At 64.0% G+C, this 19569-nt stretch carries 18 protein-coding genes; 12 read left to right on the forward strand and 6 right to left on the reverse strand.

Annotated features, from left to right (window positions below):
* From NKI32_RS29660 to NKI32_RS29670, 3 genes are all read right to left on the reverse strand, one after another.
* Window positions 1–1380, reverse strand: coding sequence for an aspartate aminotransferase family protein (locus tag NKI32_RS29660; RefSeq protein ID WP_023695233.1), 1380 nt, complete (start codon window positions 1378–1380; stop codon window positions 1–3).
* Between the two features lie 32 nt (window positions 1381–1412).
* Window positions 1413–2906 carry an NAD-dependent succinate-semialdehyde dehydrogenase gene (locus NKI32_RS29665; protein WP_023732238.1) on the reverse strand — a complete coding sequence of 498 codons (1494 nt, stop codon included), beginning with the start codon at window positions 2904–2906 and terminating at the stop codon, window positions 1413–1415.
* A 129-nt stretch (window positions 2907–3035) separates the two neighbouring features.
* Complete coding sequence (locus NKI32_RS29670) at window positions 3036–3524, reverse strand: Lrp/AsnC family transcriptional regulator (RefSeq protein WP_023818575.1); 489 nt, start codon at window positions 3522–3524, stop codon at window positions 3036–3038.
* Between the two features lie 83 nt (window positions 3525–3607).
* Here NKI32_RS29670 and ehuR point away from each other — a divergent pair, with 83 nt between their 5' ends.
* From ehuR to doeB, 10 genes are all read left to right on the forward strand, one after another.
* Window positions 3608–4993 carry a MocR-like ectoine utilization transcription factor EhuR gene (ehuR, locus tag NKI32_RS29675; protein WP_353004889.1) on the forward strand — a complete coding sequence of 462 codons (1386 nt, stop codon included), beginning with the start codon at window positions 3608–3610 and terminating at the stop codon, window positions 4991–4993.
* 123 nt (window positions 4994–5116) lie between these two features.
* Window positions 5117–5902, forward strand: coding sequence for an ectoine/hydroxyectoine ABC transporter ATP-binding protein EhuA (gene ehuA, locus NKI32_RS29680; protein ID WP_353004891.1), 786 nt, complete (start codon window positions 5117–5119; stop codon window positions 5900–5902).
* Between the two features lie 64 nt (window positions 5903–5966).
* On the forward strand, window positions 5967–6818 hold the full coding sequence (ehuB, locus tag NKI32_RS29685; RefSeq protein WP_023682674.1) for an ectoine/hydroxyectoine ABC transporter substrate-binding protein EhuB: 852 nt from the start codon (window positions 5967–5969) through the stop codon (window positions 6816–6818).
* A 205-nt stretch (window positions 6819–7023) separates the two neighbouring features.
* Window positions 7024–7683, forward strand: coding sequence for an ectoine/hydroxyectoine ABC transporter permease subunit EhuC (gene ehuC, locus NKI32_RS29690; RefSeq protein ID WP_023667875.1), 660 nt, complete (start codon window positions 7024–7026; stop codon window positions 7681–7683).
* Window positions 7683–8342, forward strand: a complete 660-nt coding sequence (gene ehuD / locus NKI32_RS29695; RefSeq protein WP_023686970.1) for an ectoine/hydroxyectoine ABC transporter permease subunit EhuD — start codon at window positions 7683–7685, stop codon at window positions 8340–8342. Before ehuC ends, ehuD begins: the two co-directional genes overlap by 1 nt.
* A gap of 7 nt (window positions 8343–8349) precedes the next feature.
* Window positions 8350–9129 (forward strand): ectoine utilization protein EutA, encoded by a 780-nt coding sequence (gene eutA, locus NKI32_RS29700; RefSeq protein WP_023686971.1) that lies wholly within the window; start codon window positions 8350–8352, stop codon window positions 9127–9129.
* 5 nt (window positions 9130–9134) lie between these two features.
* Entirely contained in the window at window positions 9135–10121 is a 987-nt protein-coding gene (gene eutB, locus NKI32_RS29705; RefSeq protein ID WP_353004894.1) for a hydroxyectoine utilization dehydratase EutB, read from the forward strand.
* 232 nt (window positions 10122–10353) lie between these two features.
* Window positions 10354–11346 (forward strand): cyclodeaminase, encoded by a 993-nt coding sequence (locus tag NKI32_RS29710; protein ID WP_353004896.1) that lies wholly within the window; start codon window positions 10354–10356, stop codon window positions 11344–11346.
* 129 nt (window positions 11347–11475) lie between these two features.
* Window positions 11476–12654: an ectoine hydrolase DoeA gene (gene doeA / locus NKI32_RS29715; RefSeq protein WP_353004898.1), complete on the forward strand. Its 1179-nt coding sequence runs from the start codon at window positions 11476–11478 to the stop codon at window positions 12652–12654.
* A gap of 5 nt (window positions 12655–12659) precedes the next feature.
* Complete coding sequence (gene doeB, locus NKI32_RS29720; protein ID WP_353004900.1) at window positions 12660–13664, forward strand: N(2)-acetyl-L-2,4-diaminobutanoate deacetylase DoeB; 1005 nt, start codon at window positions 12660–12662, stop codon at window positions 13662–13664.
* Between the two features lie 25 nt (window positions 13665–13689).
* Here doeB and NKI32_RS29725 read toward each other — a convergent pair whose 3' ends face one another.
* The gene (locus tag NKI32_RS29725; RefSeq protein ID WP_023686975.1) at window positions 13690–15186 is read right to left on the reverse strand and encodes an aldehyde dehydrogenase family protein; all 1497 of its coding nucleotides are present in this window, start codon (window positions 15184–15186) and stop codon (window positions 13690–13692) included.
* 532 nt (window positions 15187–15718) lie between these two features.
* Window positions 15719–17236, reverse strand: coding sequence for a winged helix-turn-helix domain-containing tetratricopeptide repeat protein (locus NKI32_RS29730; protein WP_031202454.1), 1518 nt, complete (start codon window positions 17234–17236; stop codon window positions 15719–15721).
* A gap of 255 nt (window positions 17237–17491) precedes the next feature.
* On the opposite strand from NKI32_RS29730, the gene NKI32_RS29735 reads away from it, so the two are divergent.
* Entirely contained in the window at window positions 17492–17719 is a 228-nt protein-coding gene (locus NKI32_RS29735; RefSeq protein WP_023686977.1) for a DUF1127 domain-containing protein, read from the forward strand.
* Between the two features lie 102 nt (window positions 17720–17821).
* Window positions 17822–19003 carry an MFS transporter gene (locus NKI32_RS29740; protein ID WP_023820933.1) on the forward strand — a complete coding sequence of 394 codons (1182 nt, stop codon included), beginning with the start codon at window positions 17822–17824 and terminating at the stop codon, window positions 19001–19003.
* Window positions 19004–19342: 339 nt separating this feature from the next.
* Here the strand turns inward: NKI32_RS29740 and NKI32_RS29745 are convergent, their stop codons facing one another.
* Complete coding sequence (locus tag NKI32_RS29745; protein ID WP_023667887.1) at window positions 19343–19507, reverse strand: DUF3309 family protein; 165 nt, start codon at window positions 19505–19507, stop codon at window positions 19343–19345.
* Window positions 19508–19569: the final 62 nt, after the last annotated feature.

The raw sequence follows: 19569 nt of genomic DNA on the forward strand, positions 1-19569 counted from the left end.
TCAGAGGTTGGCAAACACGCTGTTGACGGCATCGGCGGTTTTCGAAACGACGATGTCGGCTTCCTCACGCGTCAGGCAGAGCGGCGGCGCGAAGCCAAGGATGTCGCCCTGCGGCATGGCGCGGCCGATGACACCGCTGGCGGCAAGTGCTGTCGCCACCTGCGGCCCGATCTTGAGCGAAGCATCGAAGAACACCCGGTCGTCCTTGTCGGCGACGAACTCGACCGCCGCCAGCATGCCGTCGCCGCGCACGTCGCCGACGTGTCTGTGGCCGCCAACAGCCTTGGTCAGTTCGGCGCGGAAATAAGCGCCGGTCTCACCGGCGTTTGTCACCAGGTCCATCTCGTCGACCAGTTCGAGATTGGCGACGCCGGCGGCGACGCAGATCGGATGCGCCGCATAGGTCCAGCCATGGCCGAGCGAACCGAGCTTGTCGGAGCCCTGCACCAGCACCTGCCACATCTTGTCGGCGACGATAACGCCCGACAGCGGCGCATAGGCCGAGGTCAAACCTTTGGCGATGGTGATCAGGTCCGGCTTGATGCCATAGTGGTCGGAGCCGAACATGGTGCCAAGACGGCCAAAGCCCGTCACCACCTCGTCGGCGACCAGCAGCACGTCATACTTCTTCAGCACCGCCTGGATCTTCTCCCAGTAGCCGGCCGGCGGCGGCACGATGCCGCCAGTACCGAGGATCGGCTCGCCGATGAAGGCGGCGACGGTTTCGGGACCTTCGGCCAGGATCATCTCTTCAAGCTTGTCGGCGCAATGCTGCGAGAACTGCTCCTCGCTCATCGAGCGGTCGGCGCGGCGGAAATAGTAGGGCGCTTCGGTGTGCAGGACCGGCGCGCGCGGCAGGTCGAAAGCGTTGTGGAACAGGTCGAGCCCGGTCAGTGATCCCGTCATCACGCCCGAGCCGTGATAGCCGCGCCAGCGCGAGATGATCTTCTTCTTCTCCGGCCGTCCCAGCACATTGTTGTAGTACCAGATCAGCTTGATGTTGGTCTCGTTGGCATCCGAACCCGAGAGGCCGAAATAGACCCTCGACATGCCCTTCGGCGCGCGGTCGATGATCATCTTGGCCAGCGTGATCGAGGCCTCGGTCCCGTGGCCGACATAGGCGTGGTAGTAGGCGAGGTTCTTCGCCTGGGTGGCGATCGCGTCGGCGATCTTCTGGCGGCCATAGCCGACATTGACGCAATAGAGACCGGCAAAGGCATCGATGCTCTTCCTGCCATTGTTGTCCCAGACGGTGACGCCTTCGCCGCCGGCCATGATGCGGGTCGGCGATTCACCCCGCGCATGCGTGCCCATATGGGTCGAAGGATGGAAGAAGTGGTCGCGATCCCAGGCATTGAGTTCGTTGGATTGGTCGAGCATTTTTTGACTCCTTGAGAGATGGCCGGACGGACTTATGCGACGTCCAGGCAGAGGTACTTCAGATCGGCGAAAGCTTCGAGCCCATGGCGCGAGCCTTCGCGGCCGATGCCGGATTGCTTGACGCCGCCGAATGGGATCGGCGCGCCGGTGATCTTGACGCGGTTGATAGCGACCATGCCGTAGTCGAGCGCGCGGCCCAGGCGCTGCTGGCGGGCGCCGTTCTCGGTAACGATATAGGCGACCAGGCCATATTCTGTGGCGTTGGCACGGGCGATCACTTCGTCCTCACTGTCGAACGGCGTGACGGCGGCGACCGGCCCAAAGGTCTCCTCGCGCATGATCAGCGCTTCGTCGCTGACATCGGCCAGCAGCGTCGGCTGGTAGAACAGCGGCCCGGCCTGATGCCGCTTGCCGCCGGTGAGACAGCGCGCGCCACGAGCGATGGCATCGGCGACCTGCTCTTCGACCTTTGCGACGGCACGCTCATGCATCAGCGGCCCGATGTCGATCTTGTCGGTAAGGCCGTTGCCGGTGCGCAGCGCCTCGATACGCCTGGCAAAAGCGGCGCAGAAGCGATCGTAGATCGGGCGCTGGACGTAGATGCGGTTGGCGGCGAGGCAGTCCTGGCCGGAGGTGGCGAATTTGGCATCGATGGCGATGCTCACCGCCTTGTCCAGATCGGTATCGGCAAAGACGATCAGCGGCGCGTGGCCCCCAAGCTCCATCACCAGCCGCTTCATCGTCGGCGCGCTTTGCGCCGCGATCAGCCGGCCGATCTCGGTCGAGCCGGTGAAGCTTATGGCGCGAACGCGCGGGTCCTCGCACATGCGACCGACAATGGCAGCAGCCTTGCCGGTGATGACATTGAAGACGCCGGCGGGCAGGCCGGCGCGCTCGCCGAGTTCAGCCAGCGCCAGCGCCGACAGCGGCGTCTCCGAGGATGGGTGTGCGACGATGGTGCAGCCGGCGGCGAGTGCGGCGGCCGCCTTGCGGGTCAGCATCGCCGCCGGAAAATTCCAGGGCGTGACGACGCCGACAACGCCGAGCGGCTCGCGCCGCACCATCATTTCGGCATCAGGCAGATGACTGGTGACGCTCTCGGCGTTGAGGCGCTTTGCCTCTTCGGCATACCATTCGACGAAGGAGGCGGCGTAGTCGATTTCGCCAAACGATTCCTGCAGCGGCTTGCCCTGTTCCAGTGTCATCAGCAGGGCCAGATCATCCTTGGCTGCAATGATCAGCTCGAACCATTTTCGCAGAATTTTGGACCGCTCCTGCGGCAGCAACGAACGCCAAGCCGGAAAGGCACGTGCGGCGGCGTCGATTGCTTTGGTCGTCTGCCCGGCATCGAGCGCCGCGACAAATGCGACAGTGGTGCCGGTCGCCGGATCGGTAACCTCGAAACTCTTCGCCGCTCCGCTTGCCGTCCAGTGACCGTCGACATAGGCGAGCTCGCGCAGCAGCCGGCGGTCGGAGAGGCGGTCGAGCGCCTCATGGCGATGCGAGCGGGCAAAATGCGCGGACATGGTCGAGGCCTCCCGGTTCGGACGATGCGGGAAGACTATCCGTCACATACAGACAGAGAGACTGTTTCGACGCCCTGAAGGAGAGAGACTTTCTCTATTGTGCCGTCCCGACAGACATTCTCTCCGGGCTTATGCCGACGCCGGCAACAGGTCGGATATCGGTAGCACGATTTCGTCCTTCACCGTCTTGGTGACGATGTAGGTGAAGTAGCGGTCGATGCCGATCTCGCGCTCCAGCAGGTCGTCGACCAGCCGCTGATAGGCGTCGATGTCGCGCGTCATCACCTTGACCACATAGTCGACGCCGCCGCCCACCGACCAGCAGGCGACGATTTCGGGGATGTCGCGGATGACGCGTTCGAAGCGGTCGAAATCGGCCTGGCGATGGCTGGCCAGCGTCACCTCCATCAACACGGTGGCGACCGGCGCCACCACGCGCATGGCGATCCTGGCGTGGTAGCCCGAGACGATGCCTGCCTTCTCCAGCTTGCGCAGCCGCATCCAGCACGGCGTCGGCGACAGCCCGACCTGTTCGGCCAGCGCCAGCTTGGTGATGCGCCCGTCGCGCTGGATGGCGTCGAGTATCCTGAGGTCGACCGCGTCGAGTTTCGATGTCATCGGCGTCCGCTTTTTTATCGGCATCACCATGACGGCGCATTATTTCGATTGTCAATTGCACTGATTTCGATCTCTATTAAGTCATGACATTATGGCAACCCGACCCTGCGCTCCTCCGCCGGCCAGCCTATCAATCGCTGGCCGACCAGTTCGCCCGCGCCATTCATGACGGGCGGCTGGCCAATGGCGCGCGGCTGCCAACGCATCGCCGGCTGGCAGACGATTTAAAACTGTCGGTGCAGACGGTCAGCCGCGCTTACGAAGAACTGATCCGGCGCGGCCTGATTTCGGGCGAGATCGGCCGTGGCAGCTTTGTCCAGACGCAGCGCCGCGAACCGGAGCCGCCCTATCTGCCGGAGCGCCTCGGCGAGGTCATCGACCTATCGATCCTGAAGCCGGTCTGCGAGCCGATGCATCTAGAGCGGCTGAAGCAGGCGCTGGGCTGGCTGGCCGAAAACCTGCCATCGAGTTCGGCGCTGTCGTTTCGGCCCAACATGGTGTTTCCGCGCCACCGCGCGGTGGCGGTCGAATGGCTGAAACTGTGCGGGCTTGACGTCTCCGCGCAGAACATCAGCCTGACCAACGGCGCCACTGCTGGGATGACCGTAGCGCTGATGAGCGTGGCGCCGCCGGGCTCGACCGTCGCCACCGAGGCCATCGGCCACCACACGCTGGTGCCGCTGGCGCGCTATCTCGGCTTCAACCTCGAAGGGCTGCCGATCGACGGCAATGGCTTGATCCCCGAGGCGCTGGACGAGGCCTGCCGGCTCACCGACATTCGCGCGGTATTCGTGCAGCCCTCGGTGATCAACCCGACGGCGACGCTGATGGACGCCAGACGGCGCGAAGAGATCGCCGCGGTCGCGCGCAAGCACGACATCGCCATCATCGAGAACGATGTGCTGGGTCCCTTGGTGGAGGACCGGCCGCCGCCTGTCGCGGCCTTTGCACCGGAGCGCACGCTCTACGTCACGTCCTTCACCAAGATCACCGTACCTGGCCTGCGCATCGGCTATCTCGCGGCGCCCGACCGCTATGTCGCCGCCGTTGCCAACCGGCATCTGGTGTCGAACTGGATGGCGACGCCGCTGGTGGCCGAGATCGCCACCAAATGGGTGACCGACGGCACGGCGATGGAACTCGTTCGCTGGCAGCGCGCGGCATTGCGCCGCCGCCAGGACATCGCAGCCGAGGTGCTGGGCGGGGTTGGTTATCGCGCCAGGCGCGACGGGCTGCATGTCTGGTTGCAACTGCCCGCGGACCGTGCCGAGGAAAGCTTCGTCGCCCAGGCCCGCCTGCAAGGCGTGGCGATCGCGCCCGGCACCTCCTTCCGCATCTCGGATGCGCCCTGGCATCCGGCGGTGCGCATCTCGCTCGGCTCGACCACCGAGGGGGAACTGCGCGCCGGCCTCGGCGTTGTCACCAAGTTGCTGCTTGGCGATCCGGAGCATCTGCTGCTCGCAATCTAAGCGGGAATTGCTCTGGAATCATGCAGTGCCGGAAATATTGTCATGATTTTATTTTCCCAATTGACATGATTTGGCGCGTTCCGCATCGTTAAGGCACAGGCTTCTCCAGCAGGGGAAATTCATTTGTCCTCACCCATCATCAAGGTCGACGCCATTTCGAAGAGCTTCGGCTCGTTCAAGGTACTGGACGGCCTGTCGATGCAGGTCATGCCCGGCGAGAAGCTGGCGCTGATCGGCCCGTCCGGCTCGGGCAAGACGACGATCCTGCGCATCCTGATGACGCTGGAGAAGATCGACGGCGGCCATATCCAGATCGATGGCGAGCAGCTCTACCACATGGAGCGCAACGGCCAGCTGCTGCCCGCCGACGAGCGGCACCTGACCAAGATGCGGCAGAAGATCGGCATGGTCTTCCAGCTGTTCAATCTGTTTCCGCACAAATGCGTCATGGATAACGTCACGCTGGCGCCGATGCTGACCAAGGGCACGCCTGGCGCCGCCGCTGAAAAGCGGGCCATGGAACTGCTCGACATGGTCGGCATGGCTGACAAGGCGAAGTCGATGCCGGCGCAGCTGTCCGGCGGCCAGAAGCAGCGCGTGGCGATTGCCCGTGCGCTGGCATTGTCGCCGAAGATCATGCTGTTCGACGAGGTGACGTCGGCCCTCGATCCGGAGCTGGTCGAGGAGGTGATGAATGTCATGCGCAAGCTCGCCGCAGAGACCGACATGACCATGCTGCTGGTCACCCACGAGATGGGCTTTGCCCACGACTTCGCCGACCGCGTGCTGTTCTTCGACCGCGGCAAGATCGTCGAAGAGGGCAAACCAGACGAGATTTTCCGCCATCCAAAGCAGGAGCGCACGCAAGGCTTCCTGAAGAAGATCATCGCGGCCGGACATCGTGTCTGACCGCTTTGCGGGGCGGAAGACCGCCCCAGACAAAACCAAGAAGACAACAAAGGAGTTGGGAACAATGAAGAAACTTGGCATTCTGGCCGGCGTCGCCGGTCTCGCACTGACGGCGGTGCTCGCCGCGTCGAGCACCGGTTCGGCCGATGACAGCAAGCTCGAGCAATTGAAGGCGCAGGGCTTTGCCCGCGTCGCGATCGCCAACGAGCCGCCCTATACGGCGGTCGCCGCCGACGGCAAAGTTTCGGGTGCGGCGCCCGACGTGGCGCGCGAGGTCTTCAAGCGTCTCGGTGTTGCCGACATCGTCGCTTCGATCTCCGAATATGGCGCGATGATCCCCGGCCTGCAGGCCGGCCGCTTCGACGTCGTCACCGCCGGCCTGTTCATGAAGCCGGAGCGTTGCGCGGCGGTCGTCTATTCCGAGCCGGTGCTGTGCGACGCCGAGGCGATGCTGGTGAAGAAGGGCAATCCGAAGGGCTTCAAGAGCTACGAGGACGTCGCCAAGGACACGTCAGCCACCATCGGCGCGCCCGGTGGCGGCACCGAGGAGAAGCTGGCGCTCAACGCCGGCGTGCCGCGCGAGCGCGTCATCGTCGTGCCGGACGGCCAGAGCGGCCTGAAGATGCTGCAGGACGGCCGCATCGACGCCTATTCGCTGCCCGTCCTGTCGATAAACGACCTCGTCAAGAAAGCCAACGATCCGAACCTCGAAGTCATCGCCCCGGTGGTCGGCGCGCCGGTCTATTGCGACGGCGCCGCCTTCAAGAAAGGCGATGAGGCCCTGCGCGACGCCTTCGATGTCGAGCTCGCCAAGCTGAAGAAATCCGGCGAGTTCGCCAAGATCATCGAGCCCTACGGCTTCTCGGCCGCAGCCGCGATGTCGACCACGCGGGACAAGCTCTGCGCGGCGAAATAGCGCCGTTTTGCCTTCTCCCTGTTCACGGGGAGAAGGTGGCCCGAAGGGCCGGATGAGGGGCGGCGCCAGGTTCTGAGAATTTAGCGCTGCCCCTCATCTGCCTGCCCGTCCTCCGCAGCAGCTGCGCTGCAGCTTCGGAGGGTGGACTGGCATCTTCTCTCCGTGAACGGGGAGAAGGAAGCTAACCGCCAACGTTGGAACCCGAATGACCCAGTGGTCCGGCTACCTCGGCCTGATATTGCAGGGAGCGCTTGTCACCATCGAGCTGACGCTGATGGGGTCGGTGCTCGCCCTGATCATGGCCTTCCTCGCCGGCATGGGCCGCGTGTCGCGCTTCTTCGCGCTGCGTTGGCTTGCAACCGCCTATATAGAATTCTTCCGCGGCACCTCGATCTTCGTGCAGCTGTTCTTTGCCTATTTCGTGTTGCCGTTGATCGGCCTCGAACTGACCCCGCTGCAGGCGGGTGTGCTGGCGCTGGGCCTCAATGTCGGCGCCTATGCGGCCGAGGTGGTACGCGGCGCCATCCAGTCGGTCGGCCGCGAACAATATGAAGCCTGCATCGCGCTCAACCTCGGCCGCTGGCAAGGTATGCGCCATGTCATCCTGCCGCAGGCGCTGCTGGTCATGCTGCCGACCTTCGGCAACAACGCCATCGAGCTGCTCAAGGCGACCTCCGTGGTGTCGCTGATCTCGCTCGCCGATCTCACCTTTCAGGCGCAGGTCGTGCGCTCGCAGACCGGCAACACGCTGGCGCCGTTCACCACCATCCTGATCATCTATTTCGCCCTGGCGCTGATCATCTCCTGGGGCGTGCGTTCATTGGAACGCCGCATGGCGCGCGGCCTCGACGGGGTGCGCGTCTGATGGATTGGGACTGGAACTTCGTCTGGGAGATCCTGCCGACGCTGATCCAGGGCGTGAAGATCACCATCCTGGCAACGCTGCTCGGCTCCGTGCTGGCCGCTATCGTGGGTCTGGGCATCGCGCTGGCGCGACGCTCGCCCAACAAGGTCCTGTCGCGCACCGTCGGCTGGGCGGCCGAATTCATCCGCGGCACGCCACTTCTGGTGCAACTTTATTTCATCTTCTATGTCCTGCCGGATTTCGGCATCCTGTTGCCGCCGCTGGTCGCCGGCGTCATCGGGCTCGGCCTGCACTACGGCACCTACACGGCGGAAGTCTATCGCGCCGGCATCGACAACGTGCCGCGCGGCCAGTGGGAGGCGGCCAAGGCCTGCAATCTGAGCGCCACGCAGACCTGGACCAACATCATCATTCCGCAAGCGATCCCACCGATGATCCCGGCGCTGGCCAATTATTTCATCGCCATGTTCAAGGAGACACCGCTGCTATCGGCAATCACCGTGCTGGAGCTGATGAACCAGGCAAAGAGCGTCGCCAACACCTACTATCGCTACATTGAGCCGATCACGCTGGTCGGCGCTTTCTTCCTCGTCATCAGCCTCTTCTCGGTCGTGCTGCTGCGCTGGCTGGAACATCGCTACGGCAAGATCGAAAGGTAATTCTGAGATGAAACCGCTGCCCGAGATCAGGCTGATGCCGACAAGGCCGGCGCTCGATGCGCGCCCGCTGGAAAAGCGCGTCGGCCTGATCATCCTTGCCACCGACCACACCAGCGAACCGGATTTCCGCCGCATGGTGGCGAGCGAGCGGGTCGGCGTCTATGTCGCGCGCATTCCCTACAAGAATCCGACCACACCCGAGAATCTCCGCAAGATGCAGCCCGAGCTGGCGGCGGGTGCTGCCCTCATCCTGCCCGATGAGCCGCTCGACGCGATCTGCTACTCCTGCACCTCGGCCTCGGTGGTGATTGGCGACGCTGAAATCGAGGCCGCGATCCAGTCTGCCAAGCCGGGTGTTCCCGTCGTCACGCCGCCGATGGCCGGCGTGCGCGGGCTGCAGGCGCTGGGCGCGAAAAAGATCAGCATCCTCACCCCTTACACCGTCGAAACCTCCAGGCCGATGGCGACGTATTTCGGCGAGCGCGGCTTTGAGATCGTCAGCTTCACCTGCCTCGGCTTCGAGGACGATCGCGAGATGGCGCGCATTGCGCCGGCAGCGATCGTCGACCTAGCTCGTGAGGCGACGCATGCGCAGGCCGATGCACTGTTCGTGTCCTGCACCGCATTGCGCGGAGCGCTCGCGGTTCCCGGCATGGAACAGGCGATCGACCGCCCGGTCGTCACCAGCAATCAGGCCAGCGCCTGGAATTGTTTGCGGTTGTGTGGCGACGGGACGTCGCATCCCGAATTTGGCCGTCTGATGACGCTGCCTTTGCCGCGCGATTGACGATCATGACGACAGTCACCCTTAACGATATTCGTGCCGCCCGGGAGCGAATTGCCGGCAAAATCGAACGCACGCCGACAGGGTTATCTCACAGCCTTTCCGAACGACTGGGCATCCCCGTCCACCTCAAGCTTGAACACCGCCAGACCACCGGCAGCTTCAAGCTGCGCGGCGCCTCGAATGCCGTTGCTTCGCTGAGCGCCGAGGAGAAGGCGCGCGGCGTGGTCGCGGCGTCGACCGGCAATCATGGCCGTGCGCTGGCCCATGCCGCGAAGCTCGAAGGCATGCGTGCGGTGATCTGCATGTCGCGACTGGTGCCGGGCAACAAGCTCGACGAAATCCGTCGGCTTGGCGCGGATGTCCGCATCATCGGCAACAGTCAGGACGAGGCGCAGCAGGAGGTCGAACGGCTGGTGGCGCAGGAGGGACTGGTGATGCTGCCGCCCTTCGACCACCCGGCCATCATCGCCGGGCAAGGCACGCTCGGACTGGAGATGATCGAGCAGGTCCCGGATGCCGCTCTCGTCCTGGTGCAACTCTCCGGTGGTGGACTCGCCTCGGGCATCGCCGCCGCCGTCAAGGGCGTCAGCCCCGGGACAAAAATCATCGGCGTTTCGATGGCGCGTGGTGCTGCGATGAAGGCGAGCCTGGATGCCGGTCGCCCGGTCAAGGTGGAAGAACTGCCGACGCTGGCGGATTCGCTCGGCGGCGGCATCGGTCTCGACAACCGGCTGACCTTCGCCATGTGCCGCGATCTGCTCGACGACGTCATCCTGCTCCGCGAGGACGAGATCGCCGCCGGCATCCGCCATGCCTATGAACAGGAGCGCGAGATCGTCGAAGGCGCCGGCGCGGTCGGCATCGCCGCGCTGCTTGCCGGGAAGGTCAAGGCGACCGGGCCGGTGGTCGTTCTTCTCTCGGGCCGCAATATCGACATGAACACGCATCGCAAGATCGTCTGCGGTGACGCAATCGCGGAGCGCGCGGCATGAAAACTCTCCCACGCCGAATTCCCGCCCACCCCCCTCTGTCCTGCCGGACATCTCCCCCGCAAGGGGGGAGATCGGCAGCTTCGATGCGGTCGCTGTTCTTGCTGCGCTGGAGATTGGCGAAGGCAGGAGTGCAGTCCAATCTCCCCCCTTGCGGGGGAGATGGCCGGCAGGCCAGAGGGGGGTGTGACGGACCACTATCCTTCGCAGTGCGCGCCTTCGCGGAGCACATCGCATGAGCCGGATGACGATCCTCACCGAGAAGGAACTGCGCACAATCGTGACGCTCGATCTCGACGCGGTCGCCTGCGTCGAAAACGCTTTCCGCGCGCTCGCCACATTGCCGGTGGCGATGCCGCCGATCCTGCGGTTGGACATTCACGAGCAGCGCGGCGAGGTGGATGTGAAGTCCGCCTATGTGCCAGGAATAGACGGTTTCGCCGTTAAGATAAGCTCGGGCTTCTTCGACAATCCGAAGCTCGGTCTGCCCAGCGGGGGCGGCATGATGGTGTTGCTCTCGGCAAGAACCGGTGTGGTCGAGGCGCTGCTGCTCGACAATGGCTATCTCACAGATGTCCGCACCGCTGCTGCCGGCGCCGTCGCGGCGAAGCATCTGTCGCGGCCGGATTCGTCCGTCGCCGCAATCTTCGGCGCCGGCGTGCAAGCCGGGCTGCAACTCGAAGCGCTCATGTTGGTGCGGCCGATCGCCGAGGCACGTATCTGGGCGCGCGATGCGGTCAAGGCGGAGACGGCCGCAGGCGCGCTGCGCGAAAAGCTCGGCATTCTCGTGCGCGCCGAGCCGGATGCAGCCAAAGCAACCATCGGCGCCGACATCATCGTCACCACCACGCCGTCGACCGAGCCGCTGATCAAGGCCGGCTTTGTCGTTGCCGGGCAGCACATCACCGCCATGGGCTCGGATGCCGAACACAAGAACGAGATCGCGCCGGCGATCCTGCGCATGGCCGATCTCTATGTCGCCGACAGCGCCAAGCAGACACGGCGTCTGGGAGAACTGCATCACGCCATCGCATCGGGCGTGATGGGAGCCGATGCCGCGGTCACCGAACTCGGCCAGATCATCGCCGGCGAACGGCACGGAAGGCGCTCACCCAGCGACATCACCATCGCCGACCTCACCGGCACCGGCGTGCAGGATACGGCGATCGCCACGCTCGCTCGCAACCGGGCGCGGGCGGCCAATGCCGGAACCATTTTTGAAAGCTGATGCTGGCCAAAGCGTGATCCGGAAGTGGAACCCGGTTTTTCCCAGAGATCACGTTCAAACAAGAACGACGAGCCTGTTTCCAACAAAGTTGAAACAGGCTCCAGGCCCAACAAACGAGGACCAAGAACAATGCAGCCGAACCTAAAATTCTCGCGTGGCGAATTTGCGGATCGCCTCGCCAAGACGCGAAAAGCCATGGAGGGGAAAGGCGTCGATCTGCTTGTTATCAGCGACCCATCCAACATGGCCTGGCTGACCGGCTATGATGGCTGGTCGTTCTATGTGCATCAGGCGGTGATCGTGCCACCATCGGGCGAGCCGGTCTGGTACGGTCGCGGCCAGGATGCCAATGGCGCCAAGCGCACCGCCTATCTCGCGCATGACAACATCGTCGGCTATGCCGACCACTACGTGCAGTCGACCGAGCGCCACCCGATGGATTTTTTGGCAAGCGTGCTTAGTGATCGCGGCTGGGGCAAGCTGACCGTCGGCGTCGAGATGGACAATTACTGGTTCTCGGCTGCCGCCTTCGCCGCGTTGCAGAAGCACCTGCCCAACGCCCGCTTCGTCGACGCGACAGCGCTGGTCAACTGGCAGCGCGCCGTGAAGAGTTCAACCGAGATCGACTATATGCGCAAGGCGGCTCGGATCGTCGAAGCCATGCACCAGCGCATCGTCGACAAGATCCAGGTCGGCATGCGCAAATGCGATCTGGTCGCCGAGATCTACGATGCCGGCACGCGCGGTGTCGATGGCGTCGGCGGCGACTATCCGGCGATCGTGCCGCTGCTGCCGTCGGGCGCCGACGCCTCGGCGCCGCATCTCACCTGGGACGACCAGCCGATGAAGTCGGGCGAGGGCACCTTCTTCGAGATCGCCGGCTGCTACAACCGCTACCATTGCCCGCTGTCGCGCACCGTCTTTCTCGGCAAGCCGACACAGGAATTCCTCGATGCCGAGAAGGCGACACTGGAAGGCATGGAGGCGGGGCTGGCGGCGGCAAAGCCCGGCAATGCCTGTGAGGACATCGCCAACGCCTTTTTCGCCGTGTTGAAGAAATATGGCATCGTCAAGGACAACCGCACCGGCTACTCCATCGGCCTGTCCTATCCGCCGGACTGGGGCGAACGCACCATGAGCCTGCGCCCCGGCGACCGCACCGAACTCAAGCCCGGCATGACCTTCCATTTCATGACCGGCCTGTGGCTGGAGACCATGGGACTGGAAATCACCGAATCCATCCTGATCACCGAAACCGGTGTAGAGTGCCTCGCCAATGTACCGCGCAAACTGGTGGTGAAGAATTGAGCCCGATGCCTAGCCTCCGCCCATCCCCGATCGCGCCGACCGTCGATTTCGACAAGGACGGCGTGCAACATGGTTTCCTGCGCCTGCCCTACAGCCGCGACGACTCGGCCTGGGGCTCGGTGATGATCCCGATCTGCGTCATCCGCAACGGCAAGGGGCCGACTGCCCTGCTCACCGGCGGCAACCATGGCGACGAGTATGAGGGGCCGCTGGCGCTCTACGATCTCGCCCGCACGCTCGATCCCAAACAGGTCAGCGGCACGGTGATCATCGTGCCGGCGATGAACTATCCGGCCTTCCGCGCCGGCACGCGGACGTCGCCGATCGACAAGGGCAATATGAACCGCAGCTTTCCCGGCCGTCCCGACGGCACGGTGACGGAAAAGATCGCCGACTATTTCCAGCGCGAATTGCTGCCCCGCGCCGACCTCGTCTTCGACTTCCACTCCGGTGGCAAGACACTGGATTTCGTGCCCTTCTGTGCCGCCCACACGGTGCCCGACAAGGCGCTGGAGCAGAAAGCCTTCGATGCGGTCGCGGCGTTCTCTGCCCCGTTCTCGATGCGCATGATCGAGATCGACTCCGTCGGCATGTACGACACGGCGGCGGAGGAAATGGGCAAGGTCTTCGTCAGCACCGAGCTTGGCGGCGGCGGCACCTCGCGCGCACAGACTGTGCGGATCGCGCGGCGCGGCATCAGCAATGTGCTGCGCCATGCCGGCATTGTTGATGGTGCGGTCGAGAAGGGCAGAACTCAGTGGCTCGACATGCCGTCAGGCGATTGTTTCTCCTTCGCCGAGGAGGACGGCATGATCGAAACCATGGTCGATCTCGGCGAGCCTGTGAAAGAAGGCTCGGTGCTGGCGCGCATCCATTCCACCGGCCGCACCGGCATCGCTCCGCAGGAAATCCGGGCAAAAATGTCCGGCATTCTGGCGGCGCGGCATTTCCCCGGCCTGGTCAAAGCCGGTGACTGCGCCGCCGTCCTGGCCCTTGTGGTTTCATCGTGATTTCGCAGAGTACGCCGCGCGAATATCAGTCGGTCTGGATCCAGACCGACTTGGTCTCCAGATACTCGTGCAGATGCTCGATGCCGCCCTCGCGGCCATAACCCGACATCTTCATGCCGCCGAACGGCACCGCCGGGTCGATGGCATGGTACATGTTGACCCAGACCGAGCCGGCCTTGACCCGGCGCGCAAGCTTGTGCGCGGTGCCCAGATGCGTGGTGAAGATGCCGGCGGCCAGGCCATAGGGCGTCGCATTGGCACGCGCCACCGCTTCGTCGAGCGTGTCGAAGGGCATCGCCGAAATGACCGGGCCGAAAATCTCCTCGCGCGCGATGGTCATCTGGTCCGACACGGCGCCGAAGACCGTCGGCGCAATGAAGTTGCCGCCATCGTAGAGCTCGCCGGTCAGCCGCGAGCCACCGGCGACCAGTTCGGCGCCTTCGTCGCTGCCGGCCCTGATATAGCCCTCCACCTTGCCTGCCTGCCTGGCATTGATGAGCGGTCCGATTTCCGTCTCTGCCTCGATGCCATGGCCGATCCGCAGTCTGCCCGCGAAATCGGCGAGCCGGCGGACGAACTCGTCATGGATTTCGCGCGCCACGAACAGCCGCGAGCCGGCAATGCAGATCTGGCCCGAATGCACGAACACCGCCATCGCCGCGATCGGAACAGCCTTGTCGATGTCGGCGTCGCGGCAGACGATTATCGGCGACTTGCCGCCGAGCTCCAGTGAAACGCGTTTGAGGTTGGCCACGGCTGCCCGCGCGATGGCCTGGCCGGTCAGCGTCGAACCGGTGAAAACGATCTTGTTGACGTCTGGATGTTCGGCGAGCCGCGCACCGGCTTCCGCCCCGGTGCCGGTGACGACGTTGACGACGCCGTCAGGCACGCCGGCTTCCTGCATCAGTTGCGCGATCAGCAGCGGCGTCAGCGACGCATCCTCGGACGGTTTCAGCACGATGGTGCAGCCTGTCGCCAGCGCCGGCGCGATCTTCCAGATCGAGGCGGCGGTCGGCGCGTTCCAGGGAATGATCGCACCAACGACGCCCACCGGCTCGCGCCGGGTGAAGGTGACGATCTCGCCGGGAATCGAATTGTCGATCGTCTCGCCATGCAGCGCCGTCGCCATGCCGGCATAGAAGCGCAGCATGCCGATGACGCGGCGCCGGTTGGCGAGCGTGCGCGTGATCGGCAGTCCCATATCGAGCGTGTCGGAAACGCTGAGCTCTTCCCAATGCGTCTCGAACAGATCGGCGATCCTGAGCAGCACGCACTGCCGCTCGTAGGGTGAGAATTTGGACCATGGGCCTTCGAAGGCCGCGCGCGCGGCGGCCACCGCCACGTCGATATCGGCAGCCCCGCCCCGCGGCACTGTCGCGAGCACCTCGCCTGTTGCCGGATTGAGTGCCTGCATCTCCTGGCCGGACTGCGCCGCGACCCACTTGCCGCCAATGAACATCGGTCGGAATTCGCCATGGTACAACGCCGTGGCCTTCGCCTTCGGGTCGAAGTTCAGCGTCATCTTTTCCTCCTCGCAATTCCGTGGCGACTATTACTCCCGCTGCCGACCTCAAACAAGGAAAGCCGAAGGGCGCTCGGACAATCAGATTGCGCGGACTTCTCGATCACGCCAGCCGCGAGAGCATGATCCCGAAAAGTGGGAACCGGTTTTCGGAAAAGATCGTGCTTCGATAAACAGCATCTAGAAAAATCATCCGGCATCTAGAAAAATCATCGCGAGTTGTCGGAGCGCGTCGCTGAAAGCTCAACGAGGCAAGCCGATCATTGCCCACGGCTACCGCGATGCCGGCATTGCAGACGAGAGCGCAACAGGCAGTCGCCAGCCGCCGCCCAGCGCTCACCCGTGGCCGGATCGATCGTGGCCGTTCCAGCCGGCTTCACCGTGACAGAGGTTTCGCGCGCCGCTTCGCTGCATCGCTGTTGGATGACTGCACGCGGAAGCAAGATCGGTCGAGCGGCCTCGCGACTTGCAAACATTGGCAGGATTGATCCGCAACCGACGGTGCCTGGCATCGATCGAGCACGCCGGTCCGTCACTCCGGAAGGCCGGCCTTTCGGAAGCCATCGACGAAATGGTCGAGCGTGGCAGTGTCGCGGAACGGCTCCGTCTCGACCCAGTGGCGGGTGGTGAAATGTGGGTTCGCGACAAGGAACAGGTCGACCTCGGCGCGCGCCTCGTCGATCCGGCCGAGTTGCGCAAGGCTTGCCGCAAGGAAACGGCGCGAGCTTGTCCGATACGTCTCGTCCCGGCGCGTCGTCTCGACGGCGGCTTCATAGTCGCGCGCCGCATATTGCGCCTGGCCGAGCGTCAGGTAGTACCAGCTTGCCGGAAACGGGTTCAGCCGGAACGCCTTGCCGATATAGTCGAGGCCGTCGTCGACGCGCCCGGCCAGGACCGCGATGTCGGACAATGTCGCCCAGGCATCGGCCTCGTTCGGGTCGAGTTCGAACGCCTTGGCAAATCCCACATCCGCTTCGTCGAATCTGCGCTCATAGGCAAGCAGGTTAGCAAGCACCCAGTGGCAGCCGGCATCGTTGGGATCGATCGCCACAGCCTTGCGCGCCAGTTCCAGGGCAAGGCCGCGGGCAGGCTCAATGGGCTCTCCCCAATGCACCCATCCCATCCAGTGGTTCATGGCAAGCCAGCGATAGGCTTCGGCATAGTCAGGATCGAGCGCAAGCGCGCGCGTCAGCAACAGATGCGCTTCGCGCGCCGTCTCCGGCGAGACGTCGATCAGGTTGCGGGCTCGCACGCACAGATCGTAGGCCTCGAGATTTCGGGGCCGGTTGCGCGGCAGCGGCGCGCGCAGCCGGCCAAGCAGCGCCTCGACGATCTTGGCCGTCACCTCGTCCTGAACGGCAAAAATATCTTCCAGGCCGCGATCGAAGCGGTCTGCCCACAAATGCTCGCCGCTCAGCGCGTCGACCAGCTGGGCGTTGATGCGCACGCGCCCGGCGGCGCGTCTGGCGCTGCCCTCCAAGAGATAGCGCACGCCAAGTTCTCTGGCGACCTCGCGCACATCCACCGCCTTGCCCTTGTAGGCAAAGGTCGAGTTGCGCGCGATGACGAACAGGCCGCCGATCCTCGACAGGTCGGTGATCAGGTCTTCGGTCAACCCGTCGGCGAAGGCTTCCTGCTCGGGGTCGTTGCTGAAATTGGCAAAGGGCAGCACGGCTATCGACGGTTTGGCGGGCAGCGGCAAAGCCTGTCGCTTCTCGTCGCCGAGCTGTTCGATGGCGCCGGCGAAGCGATAGCCGACGCGCGGAACGGTCGATATCCATTCTCCGCCGTTCGTGGCCGGACCCAGCAGCTTGCGCAATTGCGCAATCTGGACGGTGAGGTTGCCTTCCTCAACGGCGGTGCCTGGCCATGCCGCATCCATCAACTCGGCCTTGGCCACAATCTCGCCGGGCCGGGCGACGAGCGCCGCCAGCAGCTGCAGTCCGCGGTGGCCGGCGGCGACGGGAACTTGGTCCCGAAGGAGTGTTCCCGCACCCGGATCAAGCACGAACGGACCAAAGGCAAAGCGCGATCCCTGCATAACGCGCATCTATAGAGCAATTCCAGGGAAGGTGTGAAGGCGGTTTTCCCACGGGAAAGCGCGGCGGAGCGCTTCACGGACGTATGGCGTGAAAACAAAGAGTTGAGCACCTCGCCGTTTCCATGAAACGGCGAGGTGCTCTAGCCAGTTTGGAACTTTTGAGAACTATTTGGCCGGGCTTAATTACGGCGCCGTCCGCATGCGGCAGAGTTCAACCTCTTGCAAGCCGAGGGCTGTCGCCCGTTAAACCGAATGGAGGTTGCCATGAACGATACCCTTGCTTCTGCTCGTGCAGCCTGGCCGGAAAAGGCGGTGTCGCCTCGCCCGCATCTGACGAGCCCGCGGGGCATGATCGCGGCCTGGCGCGAGCGGATACGCTTTCGCTGGGACCTCAAGCAGATGGCGGAGGCCAATCCGCACCTGATCGACGATATCGGTCTGACCAGACGCCAGGTCGAGGCCGAAATCGTAAAACGCTTCTGGCAAGTGTGAGTTGATGTCGCGGATAAGACCCGACCGCCTGTTTGGGCGTGCCGCGGCACTTTGCCGGCATTTGCCCTTGCCGGAACGTGCCGATCCTGCTTCGAAGTCGGCATGAGCGCCGAAGACGCGACGTCACCGCCGGAGAACCACATCGCATGGGCCGCGATGGCCGGCATCATCGCGACAGTTACGGTGTTCGCCATAGCACAGGGGCTGACGTATCCGCTGCTCAGCTTCATCCTGGAACGGCAAGGGACGACACCGGGCCTTATCGGCCTCTCGGCCGCGATGACGCCTCTGGGTTTCATTATATCGTCGCTCTTCACGCCGGCGCTGGTCCGGCGGGTGGGCGCGGCGCGCTTTGCGGTTGTGTGTTCGATCCTGGCAGCAACCGTCCTGATCGCGATTGCCTGGACGCAGGATGTATGGGCCTGGATGCCGTTGCGCTTCCTGCTCGGCTTCTTTGCCAATCCGCTTTACGTGATCAGTGAAACCTGGCTGGTCTCGATCACACCCGCCGCACGCCGAGGCCGCATCATGGGCCTATACTCCTCCATCGTTTCCGCCGGCTTTGGCCTCGGCCCGCTGTCGCTAGGCTTGGTCGGCACGCAAGGATGGCCACCCTTCATCATCGGCAGCGCGGCCTTCCTTGTCTGCGGTCTGATCGTGCTTGCCGTCGCGCCGCGCCTGCCCGACATGCCGCGTGAGGGCGAAGCGGTGTCGGTCGGCGGCTTCTTCGCGCTGGCGCCGCTGCTCTTGTTCGCAGTCCTCACGGCTGCCGCCTTCGAGCAAGTCCTGCTTTCGCTGTTCGCGGTCTATGGTGCCGCGCTCGGCAGCACTGAGCAGCGCATCGCTTCGCTCATCACCTGTTTCATCGCCGGCAATGCCGTGCTGCAGGTCGTGCTTGGGCGCGCCGCCGAACGGTTTGGCTCGAAGCCGATGATGCTGTTCTGTGTCCTGGCTTGCCTGGCCGGTTGCCTGCTGTTGCCATTGCTCTTCGCTACATGGCTTATCTGGCCGCTCTTCTTCGTTTGGGGCGGTGTCTCGTTCGGGATCTACACGCTGTCGCTGATCCAGCTCGGCGAGCGTTTCACCGGTCAAGCCTTGATCGCCGGCAATGCCGCCTTTGCGTTCGTATGGGGCGTAGGCGGCATCGTCGGCTCCCCGGTGGCCGGGCTGGCGATGCAACTGACCGGACATCAGGGACTGCCATCGTCGCTTGGCATCCTGTGCTGCGTGCTGGTGCTGTTTCTGCTGGCGGAACTACGGCGGGTTGACCGCGTTCAGGCGTAAGGCGTGCCTGCCATTGCCGCCTTCGGGCCGATGCTGCCCTTGTCGACAAGAGCGAGAAAGGCCGACCTCGCCTGGTCGCCGTGCTGCGTTTCTCGAAAAGTCCGACGCCTGGATGAACGACACGGCCGCCAGGTGGGTGTCAGGGTCTGCAGCATTGCGCCCGGCGCCTTCGGATAGTGCACCATTAGGACATCCCAGCTCGTCGCGTTTGCTCTCGCTCGCGCCGAGGCCGGGCCAGTGTTTCCGGACCAGCAATGTCTTCAGCTGCCATGTCTTCAAACCTCGAGGTCAGGCGAAAACGCGGCCGCCGTAGAAACTCGGCGGCCGCCAATGGCGACGCTATATTCGCCCGAGAACAACCAGAATGATCACGATGATCAGCACCAGCCCGAGGCCACCGCCGCCATAGTAACCAGTGCCGTAGAACGGGCCGCCGCCGAGGCCGCTGAAGCCGCCGAGCAACGCGATGATCAGGATGATAATAAGAATGGTACCCAGGCCCATATGCCGTCTCCTTCGCTGCCGCGCCGTTCACGGCGCGGCTCGGAGAACTAAACTCCCAGCAA

Source organism: Mesorhizobium sp. M0761, from assembly GCF_040320205.1.
GTDB lineage: Bacteria > Pseudomonadota > Alphaproteobacteria > Rhizobiales > Rhizobiaceae > Mesorhizobium.

Excerpts from the sequence above, each read along its gene's own strand:
- ehuR (WP_353004889.1), top strand. The coding sequence starts at position 3,608 with ATGACATTATGGCAACCCGACCCTGCGCTCCTCCGCCGGCCAGCCTAT.
- NKI32_RS29670 (WP_023818575.1), bottom strand. The coding sequence starts at position 3,524 with ATGACATCGAAACTCGACGCGGTCGACCTCAGGATACTCGACGCCATC.
- doeB (WP_353004900.1), top strand. The coding sequence starts at position 12,660 with ATGCCTAGCCTCCGCCCATCCCCGATCGCGCCGACCGTCGATTTCGAC.
- eutB (WP_353004894.1), top strand. The coding sequence starts at position 9,135 with ATGACGACAGTCACCCTTAACGATATTCGTGCCGCCCGGGAGCGAATT.
- NKI32_RS29745 (WP_023667887.1), bottom strand. The coding sequence starts at position 19,507 with ATGGGCCTGGGTACCATTCTTATTATCATCCTGATCATCGCGTTGCTC.
- NKI32_RS29660 (WP_023695233.1), bottom strand. The coding sequence starts at position 1,380 with ATGCTCGACCAATCCAACGAACTCAATGCCTGGGATCGCGACCACTTC.
- doeA (WP_353004898.1), top strand. The coding sequence starts at position 11,476 with ATGCAGCCGAACCTAAAATTCTCGCGTGGCGAATTTGCGGATCGCCTC.
- NKI32_RS29725 (WP_023686975.1), bottom strand. The coding sequence starts at position 15,186 with ATGACGCTGAACTTCGACCCGAAGGCGAAGGCCACGGCGTTGTACCAT.
- NKI32_RS29735 (WP_023686977.1), top strand. The coding sequence starts at position 17,492 with ATGAACGATACCCTTGCTTCTGCTCGTGCAGCCTGGCCGGAAAAGGCG.
- NKI32_RS29710 (WP_353004896.1), top strand. The coding sequence starts at position 10,354 with ATGAGCCGGATGACGATCCTCACCGAGAAGGAACTGCGCACAATCGTG.
- eutA (WP_023686971.1), top strand. The coding sequence starts at position 8,350 with ATGAAACCGCTGCCCGAGATCAGGCTGATGCCGACAAGGCCGGCGCTC.
- ehuC (WP_023667875.1), top strand. The coding sequence starts at position 7,024 with ATGACCCAGTGGTCCGGCTACCTCGGCCTGATATTGCAGGGAGCGCTT.
- NKI32_RS29740 (WP_023820933.1), top strand. The coding sequence starts at position 17,822 with ATGAGCGCCGAAGACGCGACGTCACCGCCGGAGAACCACATCGCATGG.
- NKI32_RS29730 (WP_031202454.1), bottom strand. The coding sequence starts at position 17,236 with ATGCGCGTTATGCAGGGATCGCGCTTTGCCTTTGGTCCGTTCGTGCTT.
- ehuB (WP_023682674.1), top strand. The coding sequence starts at position 5,967 with ATGAAGAAACTTGGCATTCTGGCCGGCGTCGCCGGTCTCGCACTGACG.
- NKI32_RS29665 (WP_023732238.1), bottom strand. The coding sequence starts at position 2,906 with ATGTCCGCGCATTTTGCCCGCTCGCATCGCCATGAGGCGCTCGACCGC.
- ehuD (WP_023686970.1), top strand. The coding sequence starts at position 7,683 with ATGGATTGGGACTGGAACTTCGTCTGGGAGATCCTGCCGACGCTGATC.